This window comes from Citrobacter farmeri (assembly GCF_019048065.1).
Taxonomy (GTDB): domain Bacteria; phylum Pseudomonadota; class Gammaproteobacteria; order Enterobacterales; family Enterobacteriaceae; genus Citrobacter_A; species Citrobacter_A farmeri.
Window position 1 is genome coordinate 396,432 of the sequence record NZ_CP077291.1, and the last position, 23,839, is coordinate 420,270.

Consider the following 23,839-nt stretch of genomic DNA (forward strand, 5'->3'; position numbering starts at 1 on the left):
ATCGAAGTAATATTTTTAAGGGAAATTGCTACCGTTTGTTATTTGAGATAAGGTGGCAAGAAATATCCTAAATAATTGGCTGGTCGATTTTCAGTTTGAGTTCCCCCCCCTTATTTCTGGTAGGTGGAATTAACCTAAACTGGTCTGGCTTTTTATAAAACTGAACTACGCTTTTTTACTTTCTTACGTCACTGAGCGTCATTCAATAAAACAGTAATTAAAATAATAATTTCATTAATATCAGTAGATTAATTAATAATTCCTTTTTCCATACGTAATTATTAAAGCCGAATATTCACTAATAAAACGAAACGGCTAAATAAAAGCAATAAAATTTGCGTTAAGGAAACATTTTTTATGTACACACAGACAATATATGAATTGAGCCAGGAAGCGGAACGCTTGCTGATGCTCTCTTTAGAGCATCTTAAGACCGTAAAAAAAATGCCAACGGCGACTCTGGAGGGCGCTTCCTCATTAAAGCGTGAGGATGACCTCAACGTTCAGCCCATGCATTTTAGCTCCCGAGGGGTCGAGGCCCAGCAGGCCACGCTGAATAATGAGTTGCGAAAAATCTCGCGGCTGGAAATGGTGCTGGCGATTGTGGGCACCATGAAAGCGGGGAAATCAACCACGATCAATGCCATTGTCGGGACCGAAGTGCTGCCCAATCGCAATCGTCCGATGACGGCGTTGCCGACGCTGATCCGCCATACACCCGGTCAGAAAGAACCGGTGCTGCATTTTTCCCACGTTGCCCCCATCGATGCCTTGATGAAGACCTTGCAGGAGAGCATGCACGCCTGCGATCGGCAGAATCTGACTCAGGTGCTGGAAATTGATAAAGACATGAACGGCCTCATGCAGCGCATCGAAAAAGGGGAAGCCTTTGAGCGCCACTATCTCGGTGCGCAGCCGATCTTTCACTGTCTGAAAAGTCTCAACGATTTGGTACGCCTGTCGAAAGCGCTGGAGGTCGATTTTCCTTTTTCTGCCTATGCGGCTATTGAACATATTCCGGTCATTGAGGTGGAGTTTGTGCATCTGGCGGGATTGGAGAATTATCCGGGTCAACTGACGTTGCTGGATACGCCGGGGCCAAACGAAGCCGGGCAGCCACACCTGCAAAAAATGCTCAATGAGCAACTGGCCCGCGCCTCTGCGGTGCTGGCGGTGATGGACTATACCCAGTTGAAATCGATTTCCGATGAAGAGGTACGCCAGGCTATCGCCGCGGTAGGAAAATCGGTGCCGCTGTATGCGCTGGTGAATAAATTTGACCAGAAAGATCGCAACAGTGATGACGAAGAGCAGGTGAGAGCGCTGATTTCCGGCACCCTGATGAAGGGCTGTATTAACCCGGCGCAGATTTATCCGGTCTCTTCAATGTGGGGATATCTGGCTAACCGGGCGCGCCATGAACTGGCAACCCACGGTTGTCTGCCCGATCACGAGGAGCAGCGCTGGGTACAGGACTTTGCCGAGGAGGCGCTCGGTCGACGCTGGCGAAGCGCCGATCTGGATGATATCGAACACCTTCGCCACGCCGCGGACTTGCTGTGGGAAGATTCGTTATTTGAACAGCCGATCCGGACCTTAATTCATGCCGCCTATGCCAATGCCTCGCTGTATGCGTTGCGTTCCGCCTCGCATAAATTGCTGAATTATGCCCACAGCGCTCGCGAATATCTGGATTTTCGCTTTCACTGTCTGACGGTCGCTTTTGACAAGCTGCAACAAAATATCGCGCGCCTGGAAGAGGACATGCAGCAATTGAAGGTGAGTCAGGATAGCGTTAGCGATGAGATCCACCATGAGGTTGGGCTGGCGCTGACGTCGGCCAGCGGCTTTCTTAACCAGCAACAGGCCACGATCTTGCGTAGCATTGAGACCTTGTTCAGCCGCGAGCAGATATTGCAACTGTCGCGCGGCGATAGCTGGTCGCCGCTGCCGCAGGCGGAGCTTGACGGGGAGATGCTGGTGCTGCACGACGAAGCGCAGGCGCAGGTGATCCTCAGCAAGTTACGTTCCGCCTGTGAGGGGGTTCTGCTGGCGGCGCAGGACAATATCAGCCGCGATCTGGCAATACGTTTTGAGCAACTGGAAGCCACCCTCAGCCGGTCGCTAAACGAAGCGATGCGCCCCATTGAAATGCGGGTAAAAGAGGAGTTGAGTCATGCGGGGTTTCGCCCCAGGATCAGCTTTCCGGCCTTTCACTCCTCCATGTTTAACTTCACGACGCGGCAGTTATTCAGCGATGCGATTGCCCAGCAGGACCGCGTCGAAAGCGATGCCCCCCGCGTGAGCGGGGTGCGTGAGACGTTCTCCCGTTGGCTGAATCAGCCCAACTGGAGCTGGAATGACTATGTCGAAGCGAAGACGCGCTATCTGATTGATATCAATGCGCTGCATCAGAGTCTGGTGGAGTACGTCAGCCACTTCTGCCAACAAATTCGTAAAGCTTTAGCCGCCCAGGTCGATGTTTCAGTTACGGCAGGTATGGCAACATTTTTTGCCGATTTCTCATTGTGCCTGTCGGGATTGCAGGAGAGCCTGCGTGAGAGTTTGCTGGTTCGTCAGCAAAATGAATCGGCTGTTCAAAGTCTGAGTCAGCAGTTGCAGCACAGTATTGCCGCCACCGCCTGGATTTATGAGGACTCCCGCCTGCTCCGTGATGACATTCAAACCCTTTTTGTGGCCGAACACACATGACAAACGCGTTACTGGAAGGCCCCGGACGGACGCTGGAGTGTATCCACCCGAAGTTTATGGTCGATCTGGTTCAGGGAGAAGAACCGAAACGGGCCGGCGGCACGCAGCAACAGCAGCAGTTTCGTGAACGTCTGACGCAGGAGATCCTCTCCCGGACGCAGCTACGGGCGTGGGCCATGGCCGGCATATTCAGTGAACATCTGATGATGCGCCTGAAGCTGGTGGAAAAACTGGCTGGTATGCTCGATCCGGGCCATCTGGCGCTGACGCGGATCGCTGCGCGACTACAGGTTTTACAGCAGACGGACCTCTCTCGCGGGCCGTCCATCCTTGGGCTGGATCAACAGCTTGCTTCGCTGAGCGAGTGGTTTCGTCAGCGCTGCGCCTGGAAGGAGAAGGCGTTAAGCCAGCGAGGTCTCACCGTCCAGGCCGGGGAACACAGCGAGCAGGTGTTTACCCGCTGGCTGGCGGGTGCGTATGAGGGATGGTCGTTACCGGGGCGCTGTTTTATTGCGCTGGAAGAGTTGCGCTGGGGACCGTTTGGCGATGCCTGTCGTCTGGCCAATCCGGACGTGGCGGCGATGCTGAAAGATAATCTCCGTGCGATGGCGACAAACTATCTGGCCCACAGCATCAATGCCGCGCCCACGACGCGTCACTACTATCATCAGTGGCTAAATACTACCGCGATTGCCGGTTCAGGCGAGTACAGCGACATGTTGAGCTGGCTGGGAGACTGGTGTGAGGCGGAAAAACATCCGGTGAGCTGGTCTGTGACACAGCGCTGGCAGACGGTTGCGCTGGGTATGCCGCGACTCTGTTCGGCAAAACGACTGGTGGATGCGATGGTTGAAGAGGTGTTTCCCCCCTCTCCCCTCATACTTTGAGAGGAGAGGGGTGATGATTAGTGGTTTGCGGATTCTGCTGTTGTTTCTTCTGCCGTTGCTGGTGCCGGAAGTCTGGCGAAGCGTTTGGCGTAGAGTGCAGTAATAATCGGCACCAGAATCGCCGTGACCACCACGCTGGCGGCGACCAGCGCCGTCGCGGAAGCGGCGACCGGTTCAAACGCCGGGTTGATTTGCGCGATAATCACCGGGTTGGCGACGGCGGCACCTGCCGCAGAGGACGCTGCGACACCTGCAGTACCATTACCGCCACCGATCACGCGGTCAGCAATAATCAGCGGAATACCGGTGATGACAATGACTGCCACACCCAGCAGGATACCCAGCAGACCCGTATCAACAATAACGCCCAGATTGATGGTGTTACCCAGCGCAAAGCCGAAGAACGGAATCAGTACCGGTGTCGCTTTGCTGAAGAACGCGCGCAGATCGTGGTCAAGGTTGCCCAGCGTGAAGCCTATCAGGAACGGCAGCACCGCGCCGATAAAGTGATGTGGTTCGAAGGAACCCAGACCCGCCGCACCCAGAATCACCATCGTCATCAACGGACCGGATTCCAGAGACATCAGGACGAACGCACCGGACTCTTCTTTCGTACCGTACTGGTTCATCAGGCTGGCATACAGACCGCCGTTGGTCATATCCATCGCGGAAACAATCGCCAGTACGGAAAGACCGGCAAAGAAACCGGTCTGAATACCCGTATCCGGAATAAATGATGCAGCAATCATTGCCACTACCCACGCCACGGCTATTTTGGTAATCACCAGCGTGCCGGATTTACGCAAGACCGTACCGGTAGCGCGTAAATCAATCGATGCCCCGATACAGAAAAACCACACAGCAAGAATTGGTACCGTGCCGGTAATCATGCCTTTTGTAAAGGAACCAAAATAAGCACCGGTATTCGGTGCCAGGGTATTTACAACCGCACCCAGCAGCAATGGAATCAACATCATCCCACCAGGGATGCGTTCAATGGTGGCTTTAATTCTCATAAATGTCCTCACTTCTTGCCCGCGGAACAAACGGGTAAGGTGGAAAAAAATATTAAAATTCAGATTGTTATATAAAATTAGAAAGCAGGCTAATCTGCATTCTCTTTATGTTCTACGTAGCGATTGCACCCTGTATCGGCGTTTTTCGCTTCCCGGTGGTATTACATCGACTATTATCTTGCATTCATTGGAATGCTGATTCAATCAAAACGAAACGATGTTTTAGTTATCTTTGTCACATAATCAATGTAAACATTCCAGCGCGATCTGAATATTTAAAATTACCGTAAAGAAGTTGTGAAAAATGAGAGCGTATTACCTGGCAGAATAATAATAACAGCAGTGACTTTTTATTAAGCAAGCACAAGAAAATAGAGATCGAAAACGAAAAAAAGAACAACTCTGCGCTTTAAAAAAAGAGACTCAGGATCACCTTATTTACCTGCGTTGACGAAACCTAAACATATATGTGAAGTTGATCACAATTTTAAACACTGGTAGGGTAGATAGCTCATTAACCGCCCAAATCAGGCGTCAACAGGTTCGGTTGTACAGACCTTAACCAGTCCGTGTAAGTAAACCTGCTACGCTTGTTACAGGAGTTGCGCCTGAGTAACTCCGCGCTCGACGGCGACGTTTGCGCTCAGTGCGCCAATGGAGTCGGTATGCAGCGAGACAGGGCTTAGTCTACGAGGACAGCTATGCTGAAAAGGAAAAAAGTAAAACCGATTACGCTTCGTGACGTCACGATTATCGATGACGGTAAATTGCGAAAGGCGATTACCGCAGCGTCGCTGGGTAACGCGATGGAGTGGTTTGATTTTGGGGTTTATGGGTTCGTTGCCTACGCATTAGGTAAAGTGTTCTTCCCGGGGGCTGACCCCAGCGTGCAGATGATTGCCGCCCTTGCTACTTTTTCTGTTCCCTTTCTGATTCGTCCGCTCGGTGGTTTGTTCTTCGGTATGCTCGGCGATAAATATGGTCGACAGAAGATTCTTGCCATCACCATTGTGATTATGTCGATCAGTACCTTTTGTATCGGCCTGATACCGTCCTATGCCTCGATAGGCATCTGGGCTCCGATCCTGCTGTTGTTGTGTAAGATGGCGCAGGGGTTCTCTGTCGGCGGTGAGTATACCGGCGCGTCGATCTTTGTGGCCGAGTATTCTCCGGACCGTAAACGCGGCTTTATGGGAAGCTGGCTGGACTTCGGCTCCATTGCCGGATTTGTGCTGGGTGCGGGCGTGGTGGTGCTGATCTCGACGGTGGTCGGGGAAGAGAACTTCCTGGAATGGGGCTGGCGTATTCCGTTCTTTATTGCCTTGCCGTTAGGGATAATCGGACTCTATCTGCGCCATGCTCTGGAAGAGACACCGGCGTTCCAGCAGCACGTCGATAAACTGGAACAGGGCGACCGCGAAGGCTTGCAGGACGGACCGAAAGTCTCCTTTAAAGAGATTGCCACGAAGCACTGGCGCAGCCTGCTGGCCTGTATTGGCCTGGTGATTGCTACCAACGTCACCTACTACATGCTGCTGACCTATATGCCGAGCTATCTGTCGCATAACCTGCATTACTCTGAAGATCACGGCGTGCTGATTATCATCGCCATTATGATCGGGATGCTGTTTGTTCAGCCGGTAATGGGGCTGCTGAGTGACCGTTTTGGCCGTCGTCCGTTCGTGATCATGGGGAGCATCGCGCTGTTTGCGCTGGCAATTCCGGCCTTTATTCTGATTAACAGCAATATCATCGGCCTGATTTTTGCCGGTCTGCTGATGTTGGCGGTGATCCTCAACTGCTTTACCGGGGTGATGGCCTCTTCGCTGCCGGCGATGTTCCCGACGCACATTCGTTACAGTGCGTTGGCGGCGGCATTTAACATTTCGGTACTGATTGCCGGTCTGACGCCAACGCTGGCGGCCTGGCTGGTGGAAAGCTCGCAGAATCTGATGATGCCGGCCTACTACCTGATGGTGATCGCCGTGATTGGTTTCATTACCGGTATCACCATGAAAGAGACCGCGAATCAGCCGCTGAAAGGGGCGACGCCTGCCGCTTCGGATATTCAGGAAGCGAAAGAAATTCTCGGCGAGCACTACGATAATATTGAGCAGAAAATTGAGGATATCGATCAGGAGATTGCTGACCTGCAGGCGAAGCGTACGCGCCTGGTGCAGCAGCATCCGCGGATTGACGAGTAAGCCTTAAGGTTTGCTTAATCTCTGACTGGCACACTCTCTTCCATCCCCTGGAGGAGAGTGTGATGAAACAGCGTATTTATGAAAGTATAACCACCGTGTTCAGCGTACTGATTGTCAGTAGCTTCCTGTACATCTGGTTTTCAAGCTACTAAACCTTCTTCAACAGCACCGAGGCGCGGGTTCCCGTTGTTCCACTGCGGTTTTGCAGGAAAAACTGACCGTGGTGCAGCTGCGTAATGCGGCTGACAATGCTTAGCCCCAATCCGATCCCACCGTAACGGCTGTCCATGCGTACGAAAGCTTTGCTGAGTTCGCCACACTTGCTTTCATCAATTCCCGGTCCTTCATCTTCTACCGCCATAGTTGCCTGATCATTAACATTCAGGGTAATGGTGATGGTAGTTCCTTGCGGACTGTAGCGATGGGCATTCTCTACCAGATTGCGCAGCAGCATCCGCAGTAGCGTCGCATCGCCCTGCACGATGGCATCGTCCTGACGATCGGGCAGCAGCAACAGCGTCTGTTCGCGCTGTTCCAGCATTGTGCTCAGCTCATCGTAAGATGGCAGGATCACATCTTCCAGCAGCCTGACCTGCTGATAGTTTCCCGATGAAAAAGACTGGCCCACGCGGGCGAGTTGTAAAAGCTGCGAGACGCTGTCCATCATTTGATCAAGACGGCCAAGTAGCGGTGCGACATCCACGTTGTGCGCTTTTGACAGTAGCTCCAGATGCAGACGGACACCCGATAACGGCGTTCGCAGCTCGTGCGCGACGTCGGCGGTAAACAGGCGCTCGTTCTCGATGGTCGTGGTCAGTCGATTCACCAACTGGTTGAGTGCCGAAACAACCGCTTCAATTTCGACCGTTGAGCTGTGAATCTCGATGGGCGAGAGATTATCCGCCGTGCGGGTCTCTAACTCTTGTTGCAGATTGGCGAGTGGACGGGTGATGCGGCGAACGGCCTGATAGCAGATGAACAGCGTTAACCCCACCATAAACACGCTGGGGACGATCAGACTGGCGACCGCCTCGCGGATTTCATGCATGATATGGCGATCGTTATTGCGGTTATCCCGCAGTGCCTGCTCAAACAACTGGATCTGCTCGGTGCTTTCGTGCCAGAGCCAGAAGGTGCTGATAAGCTGGAAAACCAGCAAAATCATACCGATGGTGATCATCAGCCTCCGACGCAGGGTCATTGGCTGGCGCAGAAAACGCTTCAGATTCAATTAGCTTTCCTCAGTCGCGGCCGCCACCAACATGTAGCCAAAGCCGCGAACGGTACGAATACGTGATTTCCCAACTTTATCGCGCAGATTGTGGATATGCACTTCCAGGGTGTTAGTAGACGGTTCGTTATCCCAGTTATAGATGTCGTTATAGAGAATTTCCCGGTGCACCGGACTTCCCGATTTCAACATCAGGCGTGACAGCAGCGCGTACTCTTTGGGCGTGAGAATTAACTCTTCCCCCTCTTTCCACACCTGTCGACGACCCATATTCAGCGTCAGGTTGCCAACAACCAGTTCGCTCTCGCCCTGGTTATTGTGACGACGTAGCAGCGCGCGAATACGGGCGTGCAACTCTTCCAGCGCAAAAGGCTTCACCAGATAATCATCCGCCCCGACGTCCAGCCCGGAAATCTTATCGCCGAGCGTGTCACGTGCGGTAAGGATCAGCACCGGCAGGGTATATTTTTTCTGCCGGATGCGGGTAAGAAAGTGCAGGCCATCTTCGTCAGGCAGACCGAGGTCCAGCACCACCAGACTGTAATGACCGGTCTCCAGGCATTGCTCTGCCGCGCGGGCGGTCGAGACGCCATCGCAGGCGTATCCTTCGGTTTGCGCCGCCAGAATCAGGCCCTGCAAAAGCAGCGTATCGTCTTCAACAATCAGTATTTTCATTGAGTGGTTCTCCTGCAGGGCTGCAGAATATCATCTGCGGCCTGATATTGCGTGGTCTGTACGCCGGTCAGTCCCAGCATGGTCGAGAAAAGATTGTCCTGCGAGTAATCCTGAGCTCGCGCCTGTTTTTGCAGGCAGTTTGCATCAACCTGGTAGCGCTGCTGATAATCCTCTGACAGCCACAGCAGCATCGGCACATGCTTCTGCGCATCTGGCGCAATGGCATACGGCAGGCCGTGCAGATAAACGCCGTTTTCGCCCAGCGACTCGCCGTGGTCGGAAAGATAAACCAGACTGGTGGTGAATTTGTCCTGGTGCGTTTTCAGGAGATTAATTGTTTTATCAACAATATAGTCGACATACAGCACGGTATTATCGTACGTGTTCACTAATTGTTCCTGTGAGCAGGTCTGGATTTCATTGGTATCGCAGGTCGGGGTAAATTTCCTGAACTGCGGCGGGTAGCGGTTGTAATAGGTGGGGCCGTGGCTACCGATGGTATGCAGTACAATCACTCCATCACCCTCCAGGCGGTTGATGTACTCCTCCAGGCCGTGGAACAGCACGTCGTCATAGCATTCGCCGTCGATGCATTCACCTTTCAGGTTTAACGCCGTCATATTTTGATGCGGTACGCGGTCACAGGCGCCTTTACAGCCGCCGTCGTTGTCGTTCCACAGCACCTTAATGCCCGCGCGCTGGATAATATCGAGCATGCCTTCCTGATGCTGCGCCAGTTCTTCGTCGTAGTGCTTGCGCGGCATGTTGGAGAACATGCAGGGCACAGACACCGCCGTGGCGGTACCACACGAGGTGGTGCGTGGGAAGTAGACCACATTATCTTTTGCTAACAGTGGGTTGGTTTCGCGTGAGTATCCGCCGAGCGAGAAGTTTTCGCCACGTGAGGTTTCGCCGACGATCAGGATGGTCAGATTTTGGCGCTTCTCTTGCTGCAGCTGCGGATTACGATGTGCATCTTCGCCGATGCGGACCAGCGGCAGGTGCGCGAGGCGCTGATGGGAGTACCAGGACCAACTGGCGACAATGCCGTTTGACGGGCTAAGGGCTTTGACCAGTTCCTTATTGTTGCGAAACAGTGAGGCGTAATCTTTATAGAAAAAAGCCGCCACCAGTACGATCAATAACACCGACACCAGCACGTTGGCGGCGCGATATAGCACGTTACGTAGGGCTGGCGTGGTCGGTTTGATTTTGATCCAACAGGCGACGATCGCCGCCACAATGCCGCTAAGACCGAGTGTCAGCACCATCTGCGGCGTCATCAACGCGAACGTTTCGGCAGGCGTGGTATCCACCATATTGGCAATCATCGAGCGGTCGATGATGATGCCGTAAGTCATGATGAAGTACTGCGCCGATGCGGCCATCAGAATAAACAGGCAGGCCAGCAGGCGGTTAAGCCACAGGAAAGAAGCCAGCGTCAGGACAATATTGATGACGCTGAACGCCACCACCGGCATCGACAAGAAGACCAGTACATTACGCAGGGAATCCAGCGGCAGGGCCTGCACCACCTGCCTGTAGAAGGCGATGTTCAGGCAAACAGACAAATAGAATGAAACCAGCAGTAACCAGGCCAACAGGCTGAGAATGGGTCTTCTGATAATGCGCTTTAACATGGTGGAGCTTCCGTAGACTAATTGGCGCAGATCCTCGCAGAGTAACGTTAAGCCAACCTTAAGTTCTTAATGTTGACTGAAGGGGGGGCCGGACCGCGACATCAATGCCTTAACTGGCCTACAGACTGAGGGATTAACGTAAGCCCGATAAGCGTGTGCTTATCGGGCGCAATCACGAAGGGTTCGTGGTTAATTGCGGTTTACTGGCGCATCCAGTGGGAAGGGGTTTTTGTGGATCCGGTTGTAGTTCAGGGCGTACAGCGCAGTGATGATCATCAGGGTTACAAACGACCACATCACCTCTTTCGCACCGGAACCGACCACCGCCCAGATACAGTAGATAAAGGCCACAAAGGTCACCACCAGATAGAGTGGACGCGCTTTGCCGAAGTGTCCGTGGCCGAGCAAAAGCAGCGCAGCGCAGGTGTACAGATATGGCACCAGCGTGAAGATGACGGACACCGAGGAGACGAGACCAAACTCTTTCGCGGCGTTTGGCGACATGCTGCTGAACTGGAAGACCGTCATCAGGATCCCGACGATAATCAGCCCGGCAACCGGTGTCCCCGCTTTATTCACGCGGGCAAAAATGGGCGGGAAAAGACCGTCATCGGCAGCGGCTTTTGCAGTCTGTCCGGCCAGTAATGTCCAGCCACCCAGTGAACCTAAACAACCTGCTGCCGCGCAGAAGGAAACAATTGCGCCGGCGGTGTTACCGAGCGCCATGCGTGCCGCGTCACCGAACGGTGAAGCTGAGACGCGCAGCGCGGCGTTGGGGATCATCCCCATGATGGCGGTGGTGGAGAGCACATAGCACACGGCAGCAATCAGCACTCCGCCAATGGTGGCGATCGGCACATTGCGTTTTGGGTTTTTGACCACGCCTGCCGCTACCGAGGCGCTTTCTACCCCAATGAACGACCACAGCGTAACGTTAAGGGTGCTCTGAATCGCCCCGAAGGTGTTCATACCGCTCACGTTCCAGGCGGCCATATAGGTTTCGCCACGGAACCAGAACCAGCCAAACACGGCGATACCGACGATGGGGACCAGTGCCAGCACGGTGGCGACGGCCTGAACGCGGGTGATCATTTTTGGACCGACAATATTGAGCAGAACGAAGATCCACAGTACCACCACGCAGGTGAGCGTCAGCACCAGCGGATCTTTCAGAATCGGGAAGAAGTAGCTCAGGTAACCGACGCCGATAACGACCATCGCGATGTTACCGATCCAGCAGGCGAGCCAGTACAGCACGTTGGTCTGGTAACCGAGGAACGGCCCAAAGCAGCGGCGTGCATAAGCGTAAGAACCGCCGGGACTGGGATCTAAGGACGACATTTTCGCGTAGACCATCGACAGCGCCAGCGCGCCGATGATCGTGACCAGCCATCCGTAGATTGCAATCCCGCCGGTGGCGGCCAGGTTTGCAGGCAGCAGGAAAACCCCTGAACCCATTATATTCCCCGACACCATTAAGGTGACGGGGATTAAGCCCACTTTGTGAGCATCAGCATCCGAGGACATAAATAAACTCCTGAAAGGAACAATAAATGATGTCCCATAATACGCCTTCAGAAGTCGGTTGAATTATGTCCGACGCGGGTTATCGCTAATGCTGATATTATCGTGGCTCATTGTAAAGTGTTCAAAAATCACGCTGCTGCACGATCTTTAAACTGGCTGACATAATGCAATGGGGTCATGCCATAATACTCTTTGAAAACAGAGATAAAGTACGATGTACTGTTATAACCACACAGTTCGGAAACCTGGGATATATTCTTACCATCCATCAGGAGCTGATTAACGGCGTAGCGCATGCGGCAGGTAGTGACAATTTGACTGTAGCTGGTGTTCTCGCTTTTGAGTTTCTTCTTTAGCAAACTCGGGCTAAGGCAGAGACAACGGGCGACCTGGTTCAGATTCCAGGCTTTATGAATATCACTCTCAATAATATGGTAAACGCTGTCGCTAACGCGATTTCGCAGCATATACATGAGCAGAGGCATGAACTTCTTACTGTCGAGAAAACGTGATAACACGGTAAACAGCAGGGCACGCGTACGTTCTTCTTCACCAGGACTATCGGTATGCGCAATGCTGTGCTGCGCAGCTACCCGAAAGACATCGGGAGTCAGGCAATCGGCGGTTAATACCGGGGAGGCGCTCCGTTGCCAGAGGGGAATAGCCGTGAGATCTTTATTTAAGAAACGAAGGTAGTCTTTAATGATATCCCGGCTAATATGTGCAACCAGTGCGTTATTAATTGATGATATATCGACGATGTTATTTTCACAGGCGATGAGTGCCATATGATTCGCTTTTAAATTGATAGCTTCTTTACCATTTACTCGTAGCCAAACGTCTTTTTCGGTTAACACTACAATGCAAGGATTATTGCTGAAAATTCTCATACCCCACCTCCCGAAATATGAACATAAAATACCCGTTCTCGCCAAAGTGGAGAGATAAAGCAGATATTTTGATTTGTATGACGAATGAAGTCCACAATAAAATAATAGTTTTGATTGAAATTACAATAGGCGTCAGATAATTGCTATGTACAGAAATTTTTACGCGGTGGAAACCAGGCAAGTGGATAAAAAAAAGCGCGGGGGGACCCGCGCAAAAAGGTATGACAATGTTAGTTTTTTTCAGCAATACTCAGGAAACGCTCGTCATCACCTTGTGGCCAAAACCAGGCTGCATCAGGATGGCCATTTCATGACACAGTCGTCGGAATAGACTTACGCTTTTACGCACATCACGTGATAGATACCATCAATGATTTCAGTACCTTCGGTTTCATGCTCGAAGCCGGGGAAGTGATGATCCCAGGATTGCAGGGCGCGGAGATAAGCTACCTGCGGACTGTTTTCATCACCAAAGTTCTCGCCAGAGAGCAGCATTGGAATTCCCGGCGGATAAGGGATAACGGAGTTCGCCGCAATGCGTCCCGGTAGTTGCTCAATGGCGACCATTTCGATGTTGTCGTTTACGATGGCGTTATAAGCCTCACGCGGCGTAATCTCGGCAACTGGCAGGCCGGAATAAGCGGCGTTCAGTTGTGCGCCAGGGTTATTCTCACGCAGCCAGGCAAACATCTGGTCACCCAGATCGTGGATCCCCATATTGGCATAGGTTTGGGGATGTTCTTCCACCAGTTCCGGCATGACCTGCGCCAGCGGAGTGTTGGCATCGTAATGATGTTTGAAGGAGCACAGGGTGTTAATCAGCGTCCCCCATTTCCCACGGGTGATACCCATCGAGAACAGGAACATAATCTGAAAATCGGTGGTGCGGGTCGGCACAATACCATGACGCCCAAGCCAGGCGGTGACCAGCGCGGCAGGCACACCGGTCTCTTCCAGTTCACCATCGTCGCCCATACCCGGTGCGAGAATACTGACCTTAATCGGGTCGAGCATACTCCAGTTATCGGGTAAGTCCTTAAAGCCGTGCCAGGATTCGCCAGGACGCATTACCCAGCAGTTCTGGTCAGTGGCCAGCAGTTTCGCCGGAGCATCAGCAAAATCGAAGGTTTTACCGGTCTGTGGATCGGTGACCACCTCTTTGTTCCACGGCTTGAAGAACCAGTCGCCGTCGGCGCTGAACTCTTTATACAGACGTGCCATGGCCTGGCGGAAGTCGATGGCTTCGTCGATCACTTCCTGAGTCAGCGACAGGCCGCTGTTGCCGTCCATCATTGACACCGCCACGTCGTTGGATGCACAGATGGCATACAGCGGCGAGGTGGTGGCATGCATCATGTACGCCTGGTTGAAACGGGAGAAATTCACCGCGCCACGACCTTCCCGCACATGAATGTAAGAGGCCTGAGAAAGTGCGTTCAGCAGTTTGTGCGTGGAGTGGGTGGCAAAAACGGTAGGACCGCTGTGATCGCCCGGTTCGCCGCGCATCGCATAGTGATCGGCGTAAATCGGATTGAAGCGGGCATAACCGTACCAGGCTTCATCGAAGTGGATGCGATCGGTGGTTTGCGCCAGTAACGCCTGCGCGGATTTCGCGTTATAGCAGACACCGTCATAAGTGCAGTTGGTTACGACGCTGTAAGAAGGCTTTTGCCCCACTTTATCTTTGGTCAGTGGGCTTTCGCTGATTTTTTTCTCCAGGGTTTCCGGCTGCATTTCCTGCGGGTAGATAGGGCCGATGATGCCGTAGCGGTTACGACTCGGCACCATATACACCGGTTTCGCCCCGGTCAGGATCAACCCCTGTTCGATTGATTTATGGCAGTTACGGTCCAGTACCACCACATCGTTATCGGTCATGCAGGCCTGCATGATGGTGCGGTTAGAACCGGAGGTTCCGACCACCACGGACCAGGAACGGTCCGCGCCAAACACCCGTGCGGCGTACTTTTCACTTTCGCCAAAGGCACCGGTGTGATCGAGCAGTGAGCCCAGCGAAGCACGCTCAATCCCCATGTCGCTGCGGAACAGGTTTTCGCCGTAATAGTCATGATAGAAGCGACCCGCAGGCGTTTTGGTAAAACCGACGCCGCCCTGGTGGCCCGGCGCGGCCCAGGAGTACTCGTGAATATCGCTGTATTTCATCAGCGCATTGAACAGCGGCGGCAACAGTTGTTGACGATAACGGGTCATCGCCGCAATGGCGCGGCCTGCGATAAAGTCAGCGGTGTCTTCAAGGATCCAGGCGAACTCATCGACAAGCTCCAGCATATCGCGGTCCAGCGAGGCGGTGGCTTTCTCTCTGTCACCTAACAGAAAAACCGGCACATTTTGCTGGCGCTCATGAAGCTTACCGATCAGTTCTCTGACGTTTTGATGTTCATCAGGATGTTCCATTTGATAGCTGAACATCAGGCAATCAATGGCTTCGTTTGCCGACAGGATGGCGTAGCCGTCGTCGAAAGACGTGGACATAATGACGGTAATATTTTGCCGACTTAAGGCGTCTGCCAGACGTTCCACGGCCTTGCCGACCCAGGTGTCCTGATGCAGAAATTCACTTTCAACAATTAATACTTTCATCATCTTTTACCCGGTTGTGGAGGAATCTGTGATGCGGGCAAGTATTATCCTGACAAAAAAAGGTGTAAAGAGGGCGAGAAATAACGGTTTTTTGAAATTAATTGTTTTTAAACAATGGGTTAAATTGGTTTTTCTGGTGTTTTTGGCGGCAGTTTATCGACAGCTGAACTATTTTTTGAGCTGATAGTGATATCAGGCATTACCCCGCCATGAGTTGCCGACGCTGCTGGCTCAACTTACGGTATTGTTGCGGAGACATGCCGACATATTTGCTGAAGGTACTGTAAAAACGACTGCTGGAGCGGAAGCCTGCTGTCAGCGCTACGTCGAGAATGGTTTTATCCGTATCGCTGAGCAGGGCGCGAACGTGATTAATTCGCATGGCGGTGATGTATTGCTTCAGGGTCAGTTGCATCACGCGTTGAAATATCCCCATCGCATAGTTGGCATTGAGTTTCACATGGTCCGCGACGTCATTAATGGTGAGTGCCTGATCGTAATTATCAGCAATAAATCCCAACATCTGGCTGACATAAAACTGCGCGTGGCGTGAAACGCTATTCTTATGTGTGCGTGAGGTTTTGTTGAGCAAAATTGGCTGCCAGCCGGAAAGGCTAAAGCGCTTAAGCATCAGGCCGATTTCATCGATCGCCAGTTGACGAACTTGTTCGTTCGGACTGTTTGTCTCCTGCTGCCAGCGCAGAACTTCAAAGGTACTGAGTTGCTGGGTGGCAAGGGACTTTATCACCATACCGTGTGTGACATGATTGATAAGCTCCCGATCCAACGGCCAGGAGAGAAACAGGTGCATCGGCAAACTGAAGATCGCCATCTGGCGGCAGTTGCCGGGACGGGTAAGCTGATGCGGCGTACAGGCCCAGAACATTGTAATATGTCCTTGTTTTATCTGCACAACCTCATTGTTGATCAAATACTCCACGTCACCATCAAAGGGGACATTCACCTCGACCTGACCATGCCAGTGGCTGGCGGCCATCGCATGCGGCGCGCGTAGCTCAATATCCAGCCGTTGATATTCGGAATAGAGCGACAGCGGGCTGCGCGTCTGTTTTTCGTCACCATTGCACATATGTGGGTCGGGTGGGAGAAAGGGGATTGATTGCGTGCTCATCGTCACTCCGTTTCCTGAATTGTCAGAATCATGCCAGCTTTACGGGTTCAGAACCGGGAATTCGGACACAAAATCGACGGTCATGATTGATAGTAGACCTTATAACGGCCCGGATACTCTGCTTTTCCGTCTATTTTGTCCCAAAAACTCAGATCGCTGTGCGGCCAGCAGAGGATCTGAGTTTCCGGGAATGCTCATCGCGGAAGTCGGAGGTTTTCGCTCAGTTCGCGTGCCACCATGATTCTGTTCACTACTGTTCTGGAGAGTCATGATGACAGCCCCAAAAATTACCTTTATCGGCGCCGGTTCAACGATTTTCGTGAAAAATATCCTCGGTGATGTCTTTCACCGCGAGGCGCTGAAGTCGGCGCATATTGCCCTGATGGATATTGATGAGACGCGCCTTGAAGAGTCGCACGTCGTTGTGCGTAAGCTAATGGATTCTGCCGGTGCGTCCGGACACATTACCTGTCATACGGAGCAAAAAGCGGCGCTACAGGATGCCGATTTTGTCGTTGTCGCCTTTCAGATTGGCGGCTATGAACCCTGCACGGTGACCGATTTCGAGGTCTGTAAACGTCACGGTCTGGAGCAAACGATCGCCGATACGCTCGGCCCAGGCGGCATTATGCGCGCGCTGCGCACTATCCCGCACTTGTGGCAGATCTGTGAAGATATGACGCAGGTCTGCCCGGACGCCACCCTGCTGAATTACGTCAACCCGATGGCAATGAATACCTGGGCAATGTATGCCCGCTATCCCCACATTAAACAGGTGGGGCTTTGCCACTCCGTGCAGGGAACGGCGGAAGAACTGGCACGCGATCTGAACATTGATCCTGCTTCATTACGCTATCGCTGTGCCGGGATCAACCATATGGCGTTTTATCTCGAACTGGAACGTAAAACCGCCGATGGCACGTATGTGAATCTCTATCCGGAACTGCTGGCAGCCTATGACGCCGGGCTGGCGCCGAAACCCAACATTCACGGCAACGATCGCTGCCAGAATATTGTGCGTTATGAGATGTTCAAAAAACTGGGGTATTTCGTCACCGAATCCTCGGAACACTTTGCCGAATACACGCCGTGGTTTATTAAACCTGGCCGCGATGATCTGATCGAACGTTACAAGATCCCACTGGATGAGTACCCGAAACGCTGTGTGGAGCAACTGGCGAACTGGCATAAAGAGCTGGAGGAGTACAAAACCGCGGAGCGTATCGATATTCAACCGTCACGGGAATATGCCAGCACCATTATGAACGCCATCTGGACGGGTGAGCCGAGCGTGATTTATGGCAACGTGCGTAACGATGCGCTGATCGACAACCTGCCGCAGGGCAGCTGCGTGGAAGTGGCCTGTCTGGTGGATGCGAATGGTATTCAGCCAACCAAAGTGGGGGCGATACCGTCGCATCTGGCGGCGATGATGCAGACCAATATCAACGTACAGACGCTATTAACCGAAGCCATCCTGACGGAAAACCGCGATCGCGTTTACCACGCGGCTATGATGGACCCGCACACCGCCGCTGTGCTGGGTATTGAGGAAATCTATGCGCTGGTGGATGACCTGATCGCCTCTCATGGCGACTGGCTACCGGCCTGGCTACACCGTTGATAGTCAACGTCGCCGGGCGAAGACCCGGCGTTTACCCTCTCTAATAACAGAAGGCGGGCGCTGGTAACAGCGACCCGGTACCCTATGAGCATCTCTCTGACAACAAAATTAAGTTACGGATTCGGTGCGTTTGGTAAGGATTTCGCTATCGGCATCGTCTACATGTACCTGATGTATTACTACACCGATGTGGTGGGCTTATCGGTGGGTGTCGTTGGTACGCTGTTTCTGGTGGCAAAGATCTGGAATGCGTTCAACGATCCGGTAATGGGCTGGATTGTGAACGCCACCCGGTCGCGGTGGGGAAAATTTAAACCGTGGATCCTGCTCGGCACACTGGCGAATTCGCTGGTACTGTTTCTGCTGTTTAGCGCTCATCTGTTTGAAGGCACGGCACAGGTGGTTTTTGTCTGCGTGACCTACATTTTGTGGGGCATGACTTACACCATTATGGATATTCCCTTCTGGTCGCTGGTGCCGACCATCACGCTTGATAAACGTGAGCGCGAGCAGTTGGTACCGTTTCCGCGCTTCTTTGCCAGTCTGGCGGGATTTGTCACGGCCGGGGTGACGTTGCCGTTTGTGAGTTATGTTGGAGGTGAGGATCGCGGGTTCGGTTTCCAGATGTTCACGCTGGTACTGATTGCGTTCTTTATTGCCTCCACCATCGTGACCTTGCGCAATGTGCATGAAGTGTATTCATCAGACAGCGAGGCTACCGCGGACAGTACCCGGCTGACGTTGAAGTCGATTCTCGCGTTGATCTACAAAAACGATCAGCTCTCCTGTCTGCTGGGCATGGCGCTGGCTTACAATGTGGCCGCCAATATTATTACCGGTTTCGCGATTTATTATTTCACCTATGTGATTGGCGATGCAGACCTTTTCCCGTATTACCTGTCCTATGCCGGTGTGGCGAATTTATTGACGCTGATCTTCTTTCCTCGCCTGGCGAAGGCGCTTTCCCGGCGGATTCTATGGGCAGGCGCGTCGGTGATGCCGGTTCTCAGCGGCGGGGTATTGTTAATCATGGCGCTGGCGGGATACCACAATGTGTTCCTTATCTGCCTGGCCGGTGTCTTTCTGAACATAGGTACCGCGCTGTTCTGGGTACTCCAGGTGATCATGGTGGCGGATACCGTCGATTACGGTGAGTATAAGTTTAACGTGCGCTGCGAGAGCATTGCCTATGCTGTGCAAACGATGGTGGTAAAGGGCGGTTCCGCGTTTTCGGCTTTCTTTATCGCCGTGGTGTTGGGGATCATTGGCTATGTGCCCAATGCGGTTCAGTCTGCCGAAACTATTCTGGGCATGCAGTTCATCATGATTGCATTACCGACGCTGTTTTTTATCGTGACCCTGATCCTCTACTTCCGCTACTACCGTCTCAATGGCGATACATTGCGTAAGATCCAGATTCATTTGCTGGATAAGTATCGCAAAGCGCCGCAGCCTGCCTTGCAACGGGAGAAACCCGCGATACCGGTTAGCGCGTCTGACGAGGTGAAGGCGTAATCATGGAATGGATTTCGCTGATAGGCTATCTGGCGGCAAGCCTGACCACACTCTCTTTTCTGCCACAGGCGATAAAAGTCATCGCGACCCGTAATACGCAGGGGATTTCCGGCCTGATGTACGTCATGTTTGTCTGCGGGTTAGTGATGTGGTTGATCTACGGATTGCTCATTGAGGACACGGCGGTCAGCATGGCGAACTTTCTGACGCTGGTGTTCGCCTTGCCGATTCTGGTGATCAAATACCGCAGGGGGTAGCGCAAATTGCCGGAGGGTGTTGTGGCTTATCCGGCAACTAACCGATAGCGCTTCAACTGTCGGCAATGAATGCGCGCCAGCAAAATCACCGAGGTTAACGCGCCCAACAGCGCGCAGAACATGTCTGACTGGGTATCCCAGGGGTCACCCTGAGTACCAAGAAAATCATCCGCGCCTTGCCCCATCGCCAGTGCCGCCCACCATTCAATCAGCTCGTAAGTGGCGCTGATCGCCAGCGCCACGCAGCAAACCAGAAATGCCAGCATCTTATTTCCACGAACAATCTTGCCGCGTAGCAGAATTTCACGCGCGACCAGTGCTGGCACCAACCCCTGAAAGAAATGACCCAGTTTGTCGTATGGATTGCGGCTTAAGCCCAGCCAATCCTGCACGTCAAAACCGATGGGCACTTTGGCGTAGGTGTACATCCCGCCCACCATCAGGATGATGGCATGGAAGAAAATCAGCGTATAAAGCAGCGGCGTAAGCGGGTAGCGCTTTGCGGTTGCCAGCAGCAGCGGTACTACAACAATCACCGGCGTCACTTCCATAAGCCAGGTGATTTTCTCACCCGCCGAGAGGCCGGTGTAGATCAGGATAAGCGTCAGTATCAGGGCAGCAACAGTGAGCAGGCCAGGATGCAATGTGCGGATCATCGTGATTCTCTAAGTAAGGGAAAAGATGACTATTCACCGATGCCGATAAAAATTCAACGCTGCAGTGGGGGATAATAGGTGGCCCGGGGGGATCACCGGACTGCACTCAAACGTTGAGAACAGTCCGGTGCCGGGCCGAAGAGGTTATTTCGCGCAGTTAGCGCACTGCTTACTGACAATCTGCTGGAAGAAATCGTTGCCTTTGTCATCCACCAGGATGAACGCCGGGAAATCTTCCACTTCAATTTTCCAGATCGCTTCCATACCCAGTTCCGGATACTCCACGCATTCCAGATGCTTGATACTCTGCTGTGCCAGCACTGCTGCCGGGCCGCCAATACTGCCCAGATAGAAGCCGCCGTGTTTCTGGCAGGCATCGGTCACCTGCTGACTGCGGTTACCTTTCGCCAGCATGATCATACTGCCGCCGTGCGATTGCAGCAGATCGACGTAGGAATCCATACGGCCCGCGGTGGTCGGGCCTAATGAACCTGACGGATAACCCGCCGGTGTTTTCGCCGGTCCTGCGTAGTAGATCGGGTGATCTTTAATGTACTGCGGCAATCCTTCGCCAGATTCGATACGCTCTTTTAGCTTCGCATGCGCGATATCGCGACCCACGATAATGGTTCCGGTCAGCGACAGGCGGGTTGAAACCGGATACTGAGAAAGCTGAGCCAGAATCTCTTTCATCGGGCGATTGAGGTCAACTTTTACCACTTCGCCTTCACCGGCCTGACGCAGGGCTTCCGGGATGTACTGGCCTGGGTTGTGCTCCAGTTTTTCGATCCAGATCCCTTCGCGGTTGATTTTGGCCTTGATGTTACGGTCTGCCGAGCAGGAGACGCCCATACCGACCGGGCAGGAGGCGCCGTGGCGCGGCAGGCGGATCACGCGGATATCGTGGGCGAAATATTTGCCGCCAAACTGCGCGCCGAGACCGAGTTTTTGCGCCTCTTCCAGCAGTTCCTGTTCCAGCTGTGTGTCGCGGAACGCCTGACCGTGCTCGTTACCGGTGTCAGGCAGTGCGTCGTAGTAGTGCGTGCTGGCGAGCTTCACGGTTTTCAGTGTGCTTTCTGCAGACGTGCCACCAATCACAAAAGCGATATGGTACGGTGGGCAGGCTGCGGTACCGAGCGTACGCATTTTCTCAACGAGGAAATTTTTCAGCTTACCCGGAGTGAGCAGCGCTTTGGTTTCCTGATACAGATAGGTTTTGTTGGCAGAACCGCCGCCTTTTGCTACGCAGAGGAACTTATATTCATCGCCATCAACGGTGTAGAGATCGATCTGTGCCGGCAGGTTGGTACCGGTGTTGACCTCTTTGTACATATCCAGCGCGGCGTTCTGTGAATAGCGCAGATTGTCTTCGATATAGGTGTTGTACACCCCTTTTGACAGCGCCGCTTCATCACCTCCCCCTGTCCAGACACGCTGGCCTTTTTTCCCCATGATAATGGCCGTGCCGGTATCCTGACAGGTCGGCAGAATGCCTTTGGCGGCGATTTCGGAGTTTCTCAGGAATTGCAGCGCGACATATTTATCGTTTTCGCTGGCGTCGGGGTCATGAAGAATGGAGGCGACTTGTTGCTGATGTTCGGGGCGGAGCAAGAAGGAGGCATCGTGGAAAGCTTGTTGCGCCAGCAGCGTCAGGGCTTGCGGCTCAACTTTCAGTATGGACTCTCCTTCAAACTCACTCACGCTGACATAATCGGAAGTGAGCAGGTAGTACTCTGTTTCGTCTTTCCCCATCGGGAAAGGTGCCTGATAGAAGAACGCTTTATTTGACATGTGCTTCCAGCCTATTGATTTCTTTTAATATCATAAGTGACGTGCCACCCGGTGAAGGGCGGCACGCGGGAGACCTTTACAGGAATCCGTACATGGCAGCAAAGATCCAGCCAAAGACGCAGGAGACGCTCACACCAATCAAACCCGGCAGAATAAAGCTGTGGTTGATGACGAAGCGACCAATGCGGGTGGTACCAGAACGGTCAAACTGAATCGCAGCCAGATCGCTTGGGTAGGTCGGCAGAATGTAGTAGCCGTAACACGCCGGGGCAGATGCCACGATGTAGGCCGGGTCAACGCCGATCGCCAGTGCGACCGGAACGATAGCCGCCAGCGCCGCTGCCTGAGAGTTAACGAATTTAGAAACCAGCAGCAGAACAATCGCATAGGCCCACGGATACTCTTTCACCATGTTGCCCAGCACACCTTCGATTTCTGTCATGTGCGCGCCGAACATGGTTTCCGCCATCCAGGCGATACCATACACCGCCACAATGGCGATCATACCTGAACGGAAGACTTCGTTTTTAGAGATTGAAGCGGGATTGGTTTTGGTCAGGATAATAATCAGCGCGCCGGTCAGCAGCATGAACATCTGGATAACCAGCACCATGGACAGCGCTTTGCCACCGAATGAAGGGCGCAGTTCAGAGAAGGCACCCAGGATAGCGACGACAGCAATCGCGGCAAGGAAGATCCACATCGCCAGCCAGTTGCTTTTCGGCAGCTTTTTGTCCAGCAGCGTGGCGGTGTCGCCATACACGTAATGATGGTTTTCCGGTACGGAGATGAATTTCTGGAAGTCTTCGTCTTTATCCAGATCTTTACCGCGGAACCAGCTGAAAATACCGATTGCCAGGATACCCAACAGCGTGGACGGGATGGTGATCGCCAGCAGGTCGAGGAATTCCAGGTGCTTGCCTTCAAAGGTCACATTACCCAGCATCGCAACCAGAGAAACCACCGCGACCGATACCGGACTTGCGATAATCCCCATTTGCGCGCCGATGGAGCTGGCGGCCATTGGACGTTCCGGACGAATGTTGTTTTTAATCGCAACGTCGTAAATGATTGGCAGGATCGTGTAGACCACGTGGCCAGTACCGCAGAGGATGGTCAGAGTACAGGTCACGAACGGCGCAACGATTGAGACATATTTTGGGTTGCGGCGCAGCAGTTTCTCTGCAATCTGCAACATAACATCCAGACCCCCGGAGGCCTGTAGAGTTGCCGAGGCCGCGACCACGGCGATGATCACCAGCATGACGTCAACCGGTGGTTTACCCGGCTGGAGGTGGAAAACGAAGACCAGAATGACCAGGCCGATACCGCCTAACAAACCCAGCGCGATACCGCCCTTTCTGGCACCATAAAACAAACATATTAATATAATGAGAAGTTGTATACTAAATAGCATTGATTTACCCTCGCGATAAAACCAGTCAATTTTGATAAATGGATCACAGCCATGTTCTGTTTTT

At 52.9% G+C, this 23,839-nt stretch carries 18 protein-coding genes; 7 read left to right on the top strand and 11 right to left on the bottom strand.

Annotated features, from left to right (window positions below; all coding sequences use genetic code 11):
- Nucleotides 1-357 precede the first annotated feature (357 nt).
- The gene (gene crfC / locus I6L53_RS01825) at nucleotides 358-2,712 is read left to right on the top strand and encodes a clamp-binding protein CrfC (protein WP_042321207.1); all 2,355 of its coding nucleotides are present in this window, start codon (nucleotides 358-360) and stop codon (nucleotides 2,710-2,712) included.
- Nucleotides 2,709-3,599 carry a diguanylate cyclase regulator RdcB family protein gene (locus I6L53_RS01830; protein WP_042321210.1) on the top strand — a complete coding sequence of 297 codons (891 nt, stop codon included), beginning with the start codon at nucleotides 2,709-2,711 and terminating at the stop codon, nucleotides 3,597-3,599. The genes crfC and I6L53_RS01830 overlap by 4 nt, the downstream gene beginning before the upstream one ends.
- Nucleotides 3,600-3,616: 17 nt before the next feature.
- On the opposite strand, the gene kdgT is transcribed toward I6L53_RS01830, so the two are convergent.
- Entirely contained in the window at nucleotides 3,617-4,615 is a 999-nt protein-coding gene (gene kdgT, locus I6L53_RS01835) for a 2-keto-3-deoxygluconate transporter (RefSeq protein WP_042321213.1), read from the bottom strand.
- Nucleotides 4,616-5,316: 701 nt separating this feature from the next.
- On the opposite strand from kdgT, the gene proP reads away from it, so the two are divergent.
- Both proP and pmrR read left to right on the top strand, forming a co-directional pair.
- Nucleotides 5,317-6,819: a glycine betaine/L-proline transporter ProP gene (gene proP, locus I6L53_RS01840; protein ID WP_042321219.1), complete on the top strand. Its 1,503-nt coding sequence runs from the start codon at nucleotides 5,317-5,319 to the stop codon at nucleotides 6,817-6,819.
- Between the two features lie 62 nt (nucleotides 6,820-6,881).
- Entirely contained in the window at nucleotides 6,882-6,971 is a 90-nt protein-coding gene (gene pmrR / locus I6L53_RS01845) for an LpxT activity modulator PmrR (protein WP_042321221.1), read from the top strand.
- Here pmrR and pmrB read toward each other — a convergent pair.
- The 7 genes from pmrB to melR all read right to left on the bottom strand — a co-directional run bounded on the left by pmrB (nucleotide 6,968) and on the right by melR (nucleotide 16,515).
- The gene (gene pmrB, locus I6L53_RS01850) at nucleotides 6,968-8,050 is read right to left on the bottom strand and encodes a two-component system sensor histidine kinase PmrB (protein ID WP_042321223.1); all 1,083 of its coding nucleotides are present in this window, start codon (nucleotides 8,048-8,050) and stop codon (nucleotides 6,968-6,970) included. The genes pmrR and pmrB overlap by 4 nt on opposite strands.
- Nucleotides 8,051-8,725, bottom strand: a complete 675-nt coding sequence (basR, locus tag I6L53_RS01855; protein ID WP_042321225.1) for a two-component system response regulator BasR — start codon at nucleotides 8,723-8,725, stop codon at nucleotides 8,051-8,053.
- Nucleotides 8,722-10,365: a phosphoethanolamine transferase EptA gene (gene eptA / locus I6L53_RS01860; RefSeq protein WP_042321227.1), complete on the bottom strand. Its 1,644-nt coding sequence runs from the start codon at nucleotides 10,363-10,365 to the stop codon at nucleotides 8,722-8,724. Before eptA ends, basR begins: the two co-directional genes overlap by 4 nt.
- 189 nt (nucleotides 10,366-10,554) lie before the next feature.
- Complete coding sequence (gene adiC / locus I6L53_RS01865; protein ID WP_042321228.1) at nucleotides 10,555-11,892, bottom strand: arginine/agmatine antiporter; 1,338 nt, start codon at nucleotides 11,890-11,892, stop codon at nucleotides 10,555-10,557.
- Nucleotides 11,893-12,020: 128 nt separating this feature from the next.
- Nucleotides 12,021-12,782, bottom strand: a complete 762-nt coding sequence (locus tag I6L53_RS01870) for an AraC family transcriptional regulator (RefSeq protein ID WP_042321229.1) — start codon at nucleotides 12,780-12,782, stop codon at nucleotides 12,021-12,023.
- Nucleotides 12,783-13,115: 333 nt separating this feature from the next.
- Entirely contained in the window at nucleotides 13,116-15,383 is a 2,268-nt protein-coding gene (gene adiA / locus I6L53_RS01875) for an arginine decarboxylase (RefSeq protein ID WP_156970469.1), read from the bottom strand.
- 199 nt (nucleotides 15,384-15,582) lie between these two features.
- A complete protein-coding gene (melR, locus tag I6L53_RS01880; protein WP_042321233.1) occupies nucleotides 15,583-16,515 on the bottom strand; it encodes a transcriptional regulator MelR in 933 nt (310 codons plus the stop codon).
- A gap of 268 nt (nucleotides 16,516-16,783) precedes the next feature.
- On the opposite strand from melR, the gene melA reads away from it, so the two are divergent.
- From melA to I6L53_RS01895, 3 genes are all read left to right on the top strand, one after another.
- The gene (gene melA, locus I6L53_RS01885; RefSeq protein WP_084196606.1) at nucleotides 16,784-18,139 is read left to right on the top strand and encodes an alpha-glucosidase/alpha-galactosidase; all 1,356 of its coding nucleotides are present in this window, start codon (nucleotides 16,784-16,786) and stop codon (nucleotides 18,137-18,139) included.
- 84 nt (nucleotides 18,140-18,223) lie between these two features.
- Nucleotides 18,224-19,654, top strand: coding sequence for a melibiose:sodium transporter MelB (gene melB / locus I6L53_RS01890; RefSeq protein ID WP_042321237.1), 1,431 nt, complete (start codon nucleotides 18,224-18,226; stop codon nucleotides 19,652-19,654).
- A 2-nt stretch (nucleotides 19,655-19,656) separates the two neighbouring features.
- Nucleotides 19,657-19,911 (top strand): SemiSWEET transporter, encoded by a 255-nt coding sequence (locus tag I6L53_RS01895; RefSeq protein ID WP_042321239.1) that lies wholly within the window; start codon nucleotides 19,657-19,659, stop codon nucleotides 19,909-19,911.
- A gap of 26 nt (nucleotides 19,912-19,937) precedes the next feature.
- Here I6L53_RS01895 and I6L53_RS01900 read toward each other — a convergent pair whose 3' ends face one another.
- The 3 genes from I6L53_RS01900 to dcuB form a co-directional block, all read right to left on the bottom strand.
- Complete coding sequence (locus tag I6L53_RS01900; RefSeq protein WP_042321242.1) at nucleotides 19,938-20,567, bottom strand: DUF2238 domain-containing protein; 630 nt, start codon at nucleotides 20,565-20,567, stop codon at nucleotides 19,938-19,940.
- Between the two features lie 144 nt (nucleotides 20,568-20,711).
- Nucleotides 20,712-22,358, bottom strand: coding sequence for a class I fumarate hydratase FumA (fumA, locus tag I6L53_RS01905; RefSeq protein ID WP_042321244.1), 1,647 nt, complete (start codon nucleotides 22,356-22,358; stop codon nucleotides 20,712-20,714).
- A gap of 76 nt (nucleotides 22,359-22,434) precedes the next feature.
- Nucleotides 22,435-23,775 (bottom strand): anaerobic C4-dicarboxylate transporter DcuB, encoded by a 1,341-nt coding sequence (dcuB, locus tag I6L53_RS01910; protein WP_042321247.1) that lies wholly within the window; start codon nucleotides 23,773-23,775, stop codon nucleotides 22,435-22,437.
- Between the last annotated feature and the right edge of the window lie 64 nt (nucleotides 23,776-23,839).

Excerpts from the sequence above, each read along its gene's own strand:
- pmrR (WP_042321221.1), top strand. The coding sequence starts at position 6,882 with ATGAAACAGCGTATTTATGAAAGTATAACCACCGTGTTCAGCGTACTG.
- I6L53_RS01830 (WP_042321210.1), top strand. The coding sequence starts at position 2,709 with ATGACAAACGCGTTACTGGAAGGCCCCGGACGGACGCTGGAGTGTATC.
- kdgT (WP_042321213.1), bottom strand. The coding sequence starts at position 4,615 with ATGAGAATTAAAGCCACCATTGAACGCATCCCTGGTGGGATGATGTTG.
- melB (WP_042321237.1), top strand. The coding sequence starts at position 18,224 with ATGAGCATCTCTCTGACAACAAAATTAAGTTACGGATTCGGTGCGTTT.
- adiC (WP_042321228.1), bottom strand. The coding sequence starts at position 11,892 with ATGTCCTCGGATGCTGATGCTCACAAAGTGGGCTTAATCCCCGTCACC.
- melR (WP_042321233.1), bottom strand. The coding sequence starts at position 16,515 with ATGAGCACGCAATCAATCCCCTTTCTCCCACCCGACCCACATATGTGC.
- I6L53_RS01870 (WP_042321229.1), bottom strand. The coding sequence starts at position 12,782 with ATGAGAATTTTCAGCAATAATCCTTGCATTGTAGTGTTAACCGAAAAA.
- crfC (WP_042321207.1), top strand. The coding sequence starts at position 358 with ATGTACACACAGACAATATATGAATTGAGCCAGGAAGCGGAACGCTTG.
- fumA (WP_042321244.1), bottom strand. The coding sequence starts at position 22,358 with ATGTCAAATAAAGCGTTCTTCTATCAGGCACCTTTCCCGATGGGGAAA.
- basR (WP_042321225.1), bottom strand. The coding sequence starts at position 8,725 with ATGAAAATACTGATTGTTGAAGACGATACGCTGCTTTTGCAGGGCCTG.
- proP (WP_042321219.1), top strand. The coding sequence starts at position 5,317 with ATGCTGAAAAGGAAAAAAGTAAAACCGATTACGCTTCGTGACGTCACG.
- I6L53_RS01900 (WP_042321242.1), bottom strand. The coding sequence starts at position 20,567 with ATGATCCGCACATTGCATCCTGGCCTGCTCACTGTTGCTGCCCTGATA.
- I6L53_RS01895 (WP_042321239.1), top strand. The coding sequence starts at position 19,657 with ATGGAATGGATTTCGCTGATAGGCTATCTGGCGGCAAGCCTGACCACA.
- dcuB (WP_042321247.1), bottom strand. The coding sequence starts at position 23,775 with ATGCTATTTAGTATACAACTTCTCATTATATTAATATGTTTGTTTTAT.
- eptA (WP_042321227.1), bottom strand. The coding sequence starts at position 10,365 with ATGTTAAAGCGCATTATCAGAAGACCCATTCTCAGCCTGTTGGCCTGG.
- adiA (WP_156970469.1), bottom strand. The coding sequence starts at position 15,383 with ATGAAAGTATTAATTGTTGAAAGTGAATTTCTGCATCAGGACACCTGG.
- melA (WP_084196606.1), top strand. The coding sequence starts at position 16,784 with ATGATGACAGCCCCAAAAATTACCTTTATCGGCGCCGGTTCAACGATT.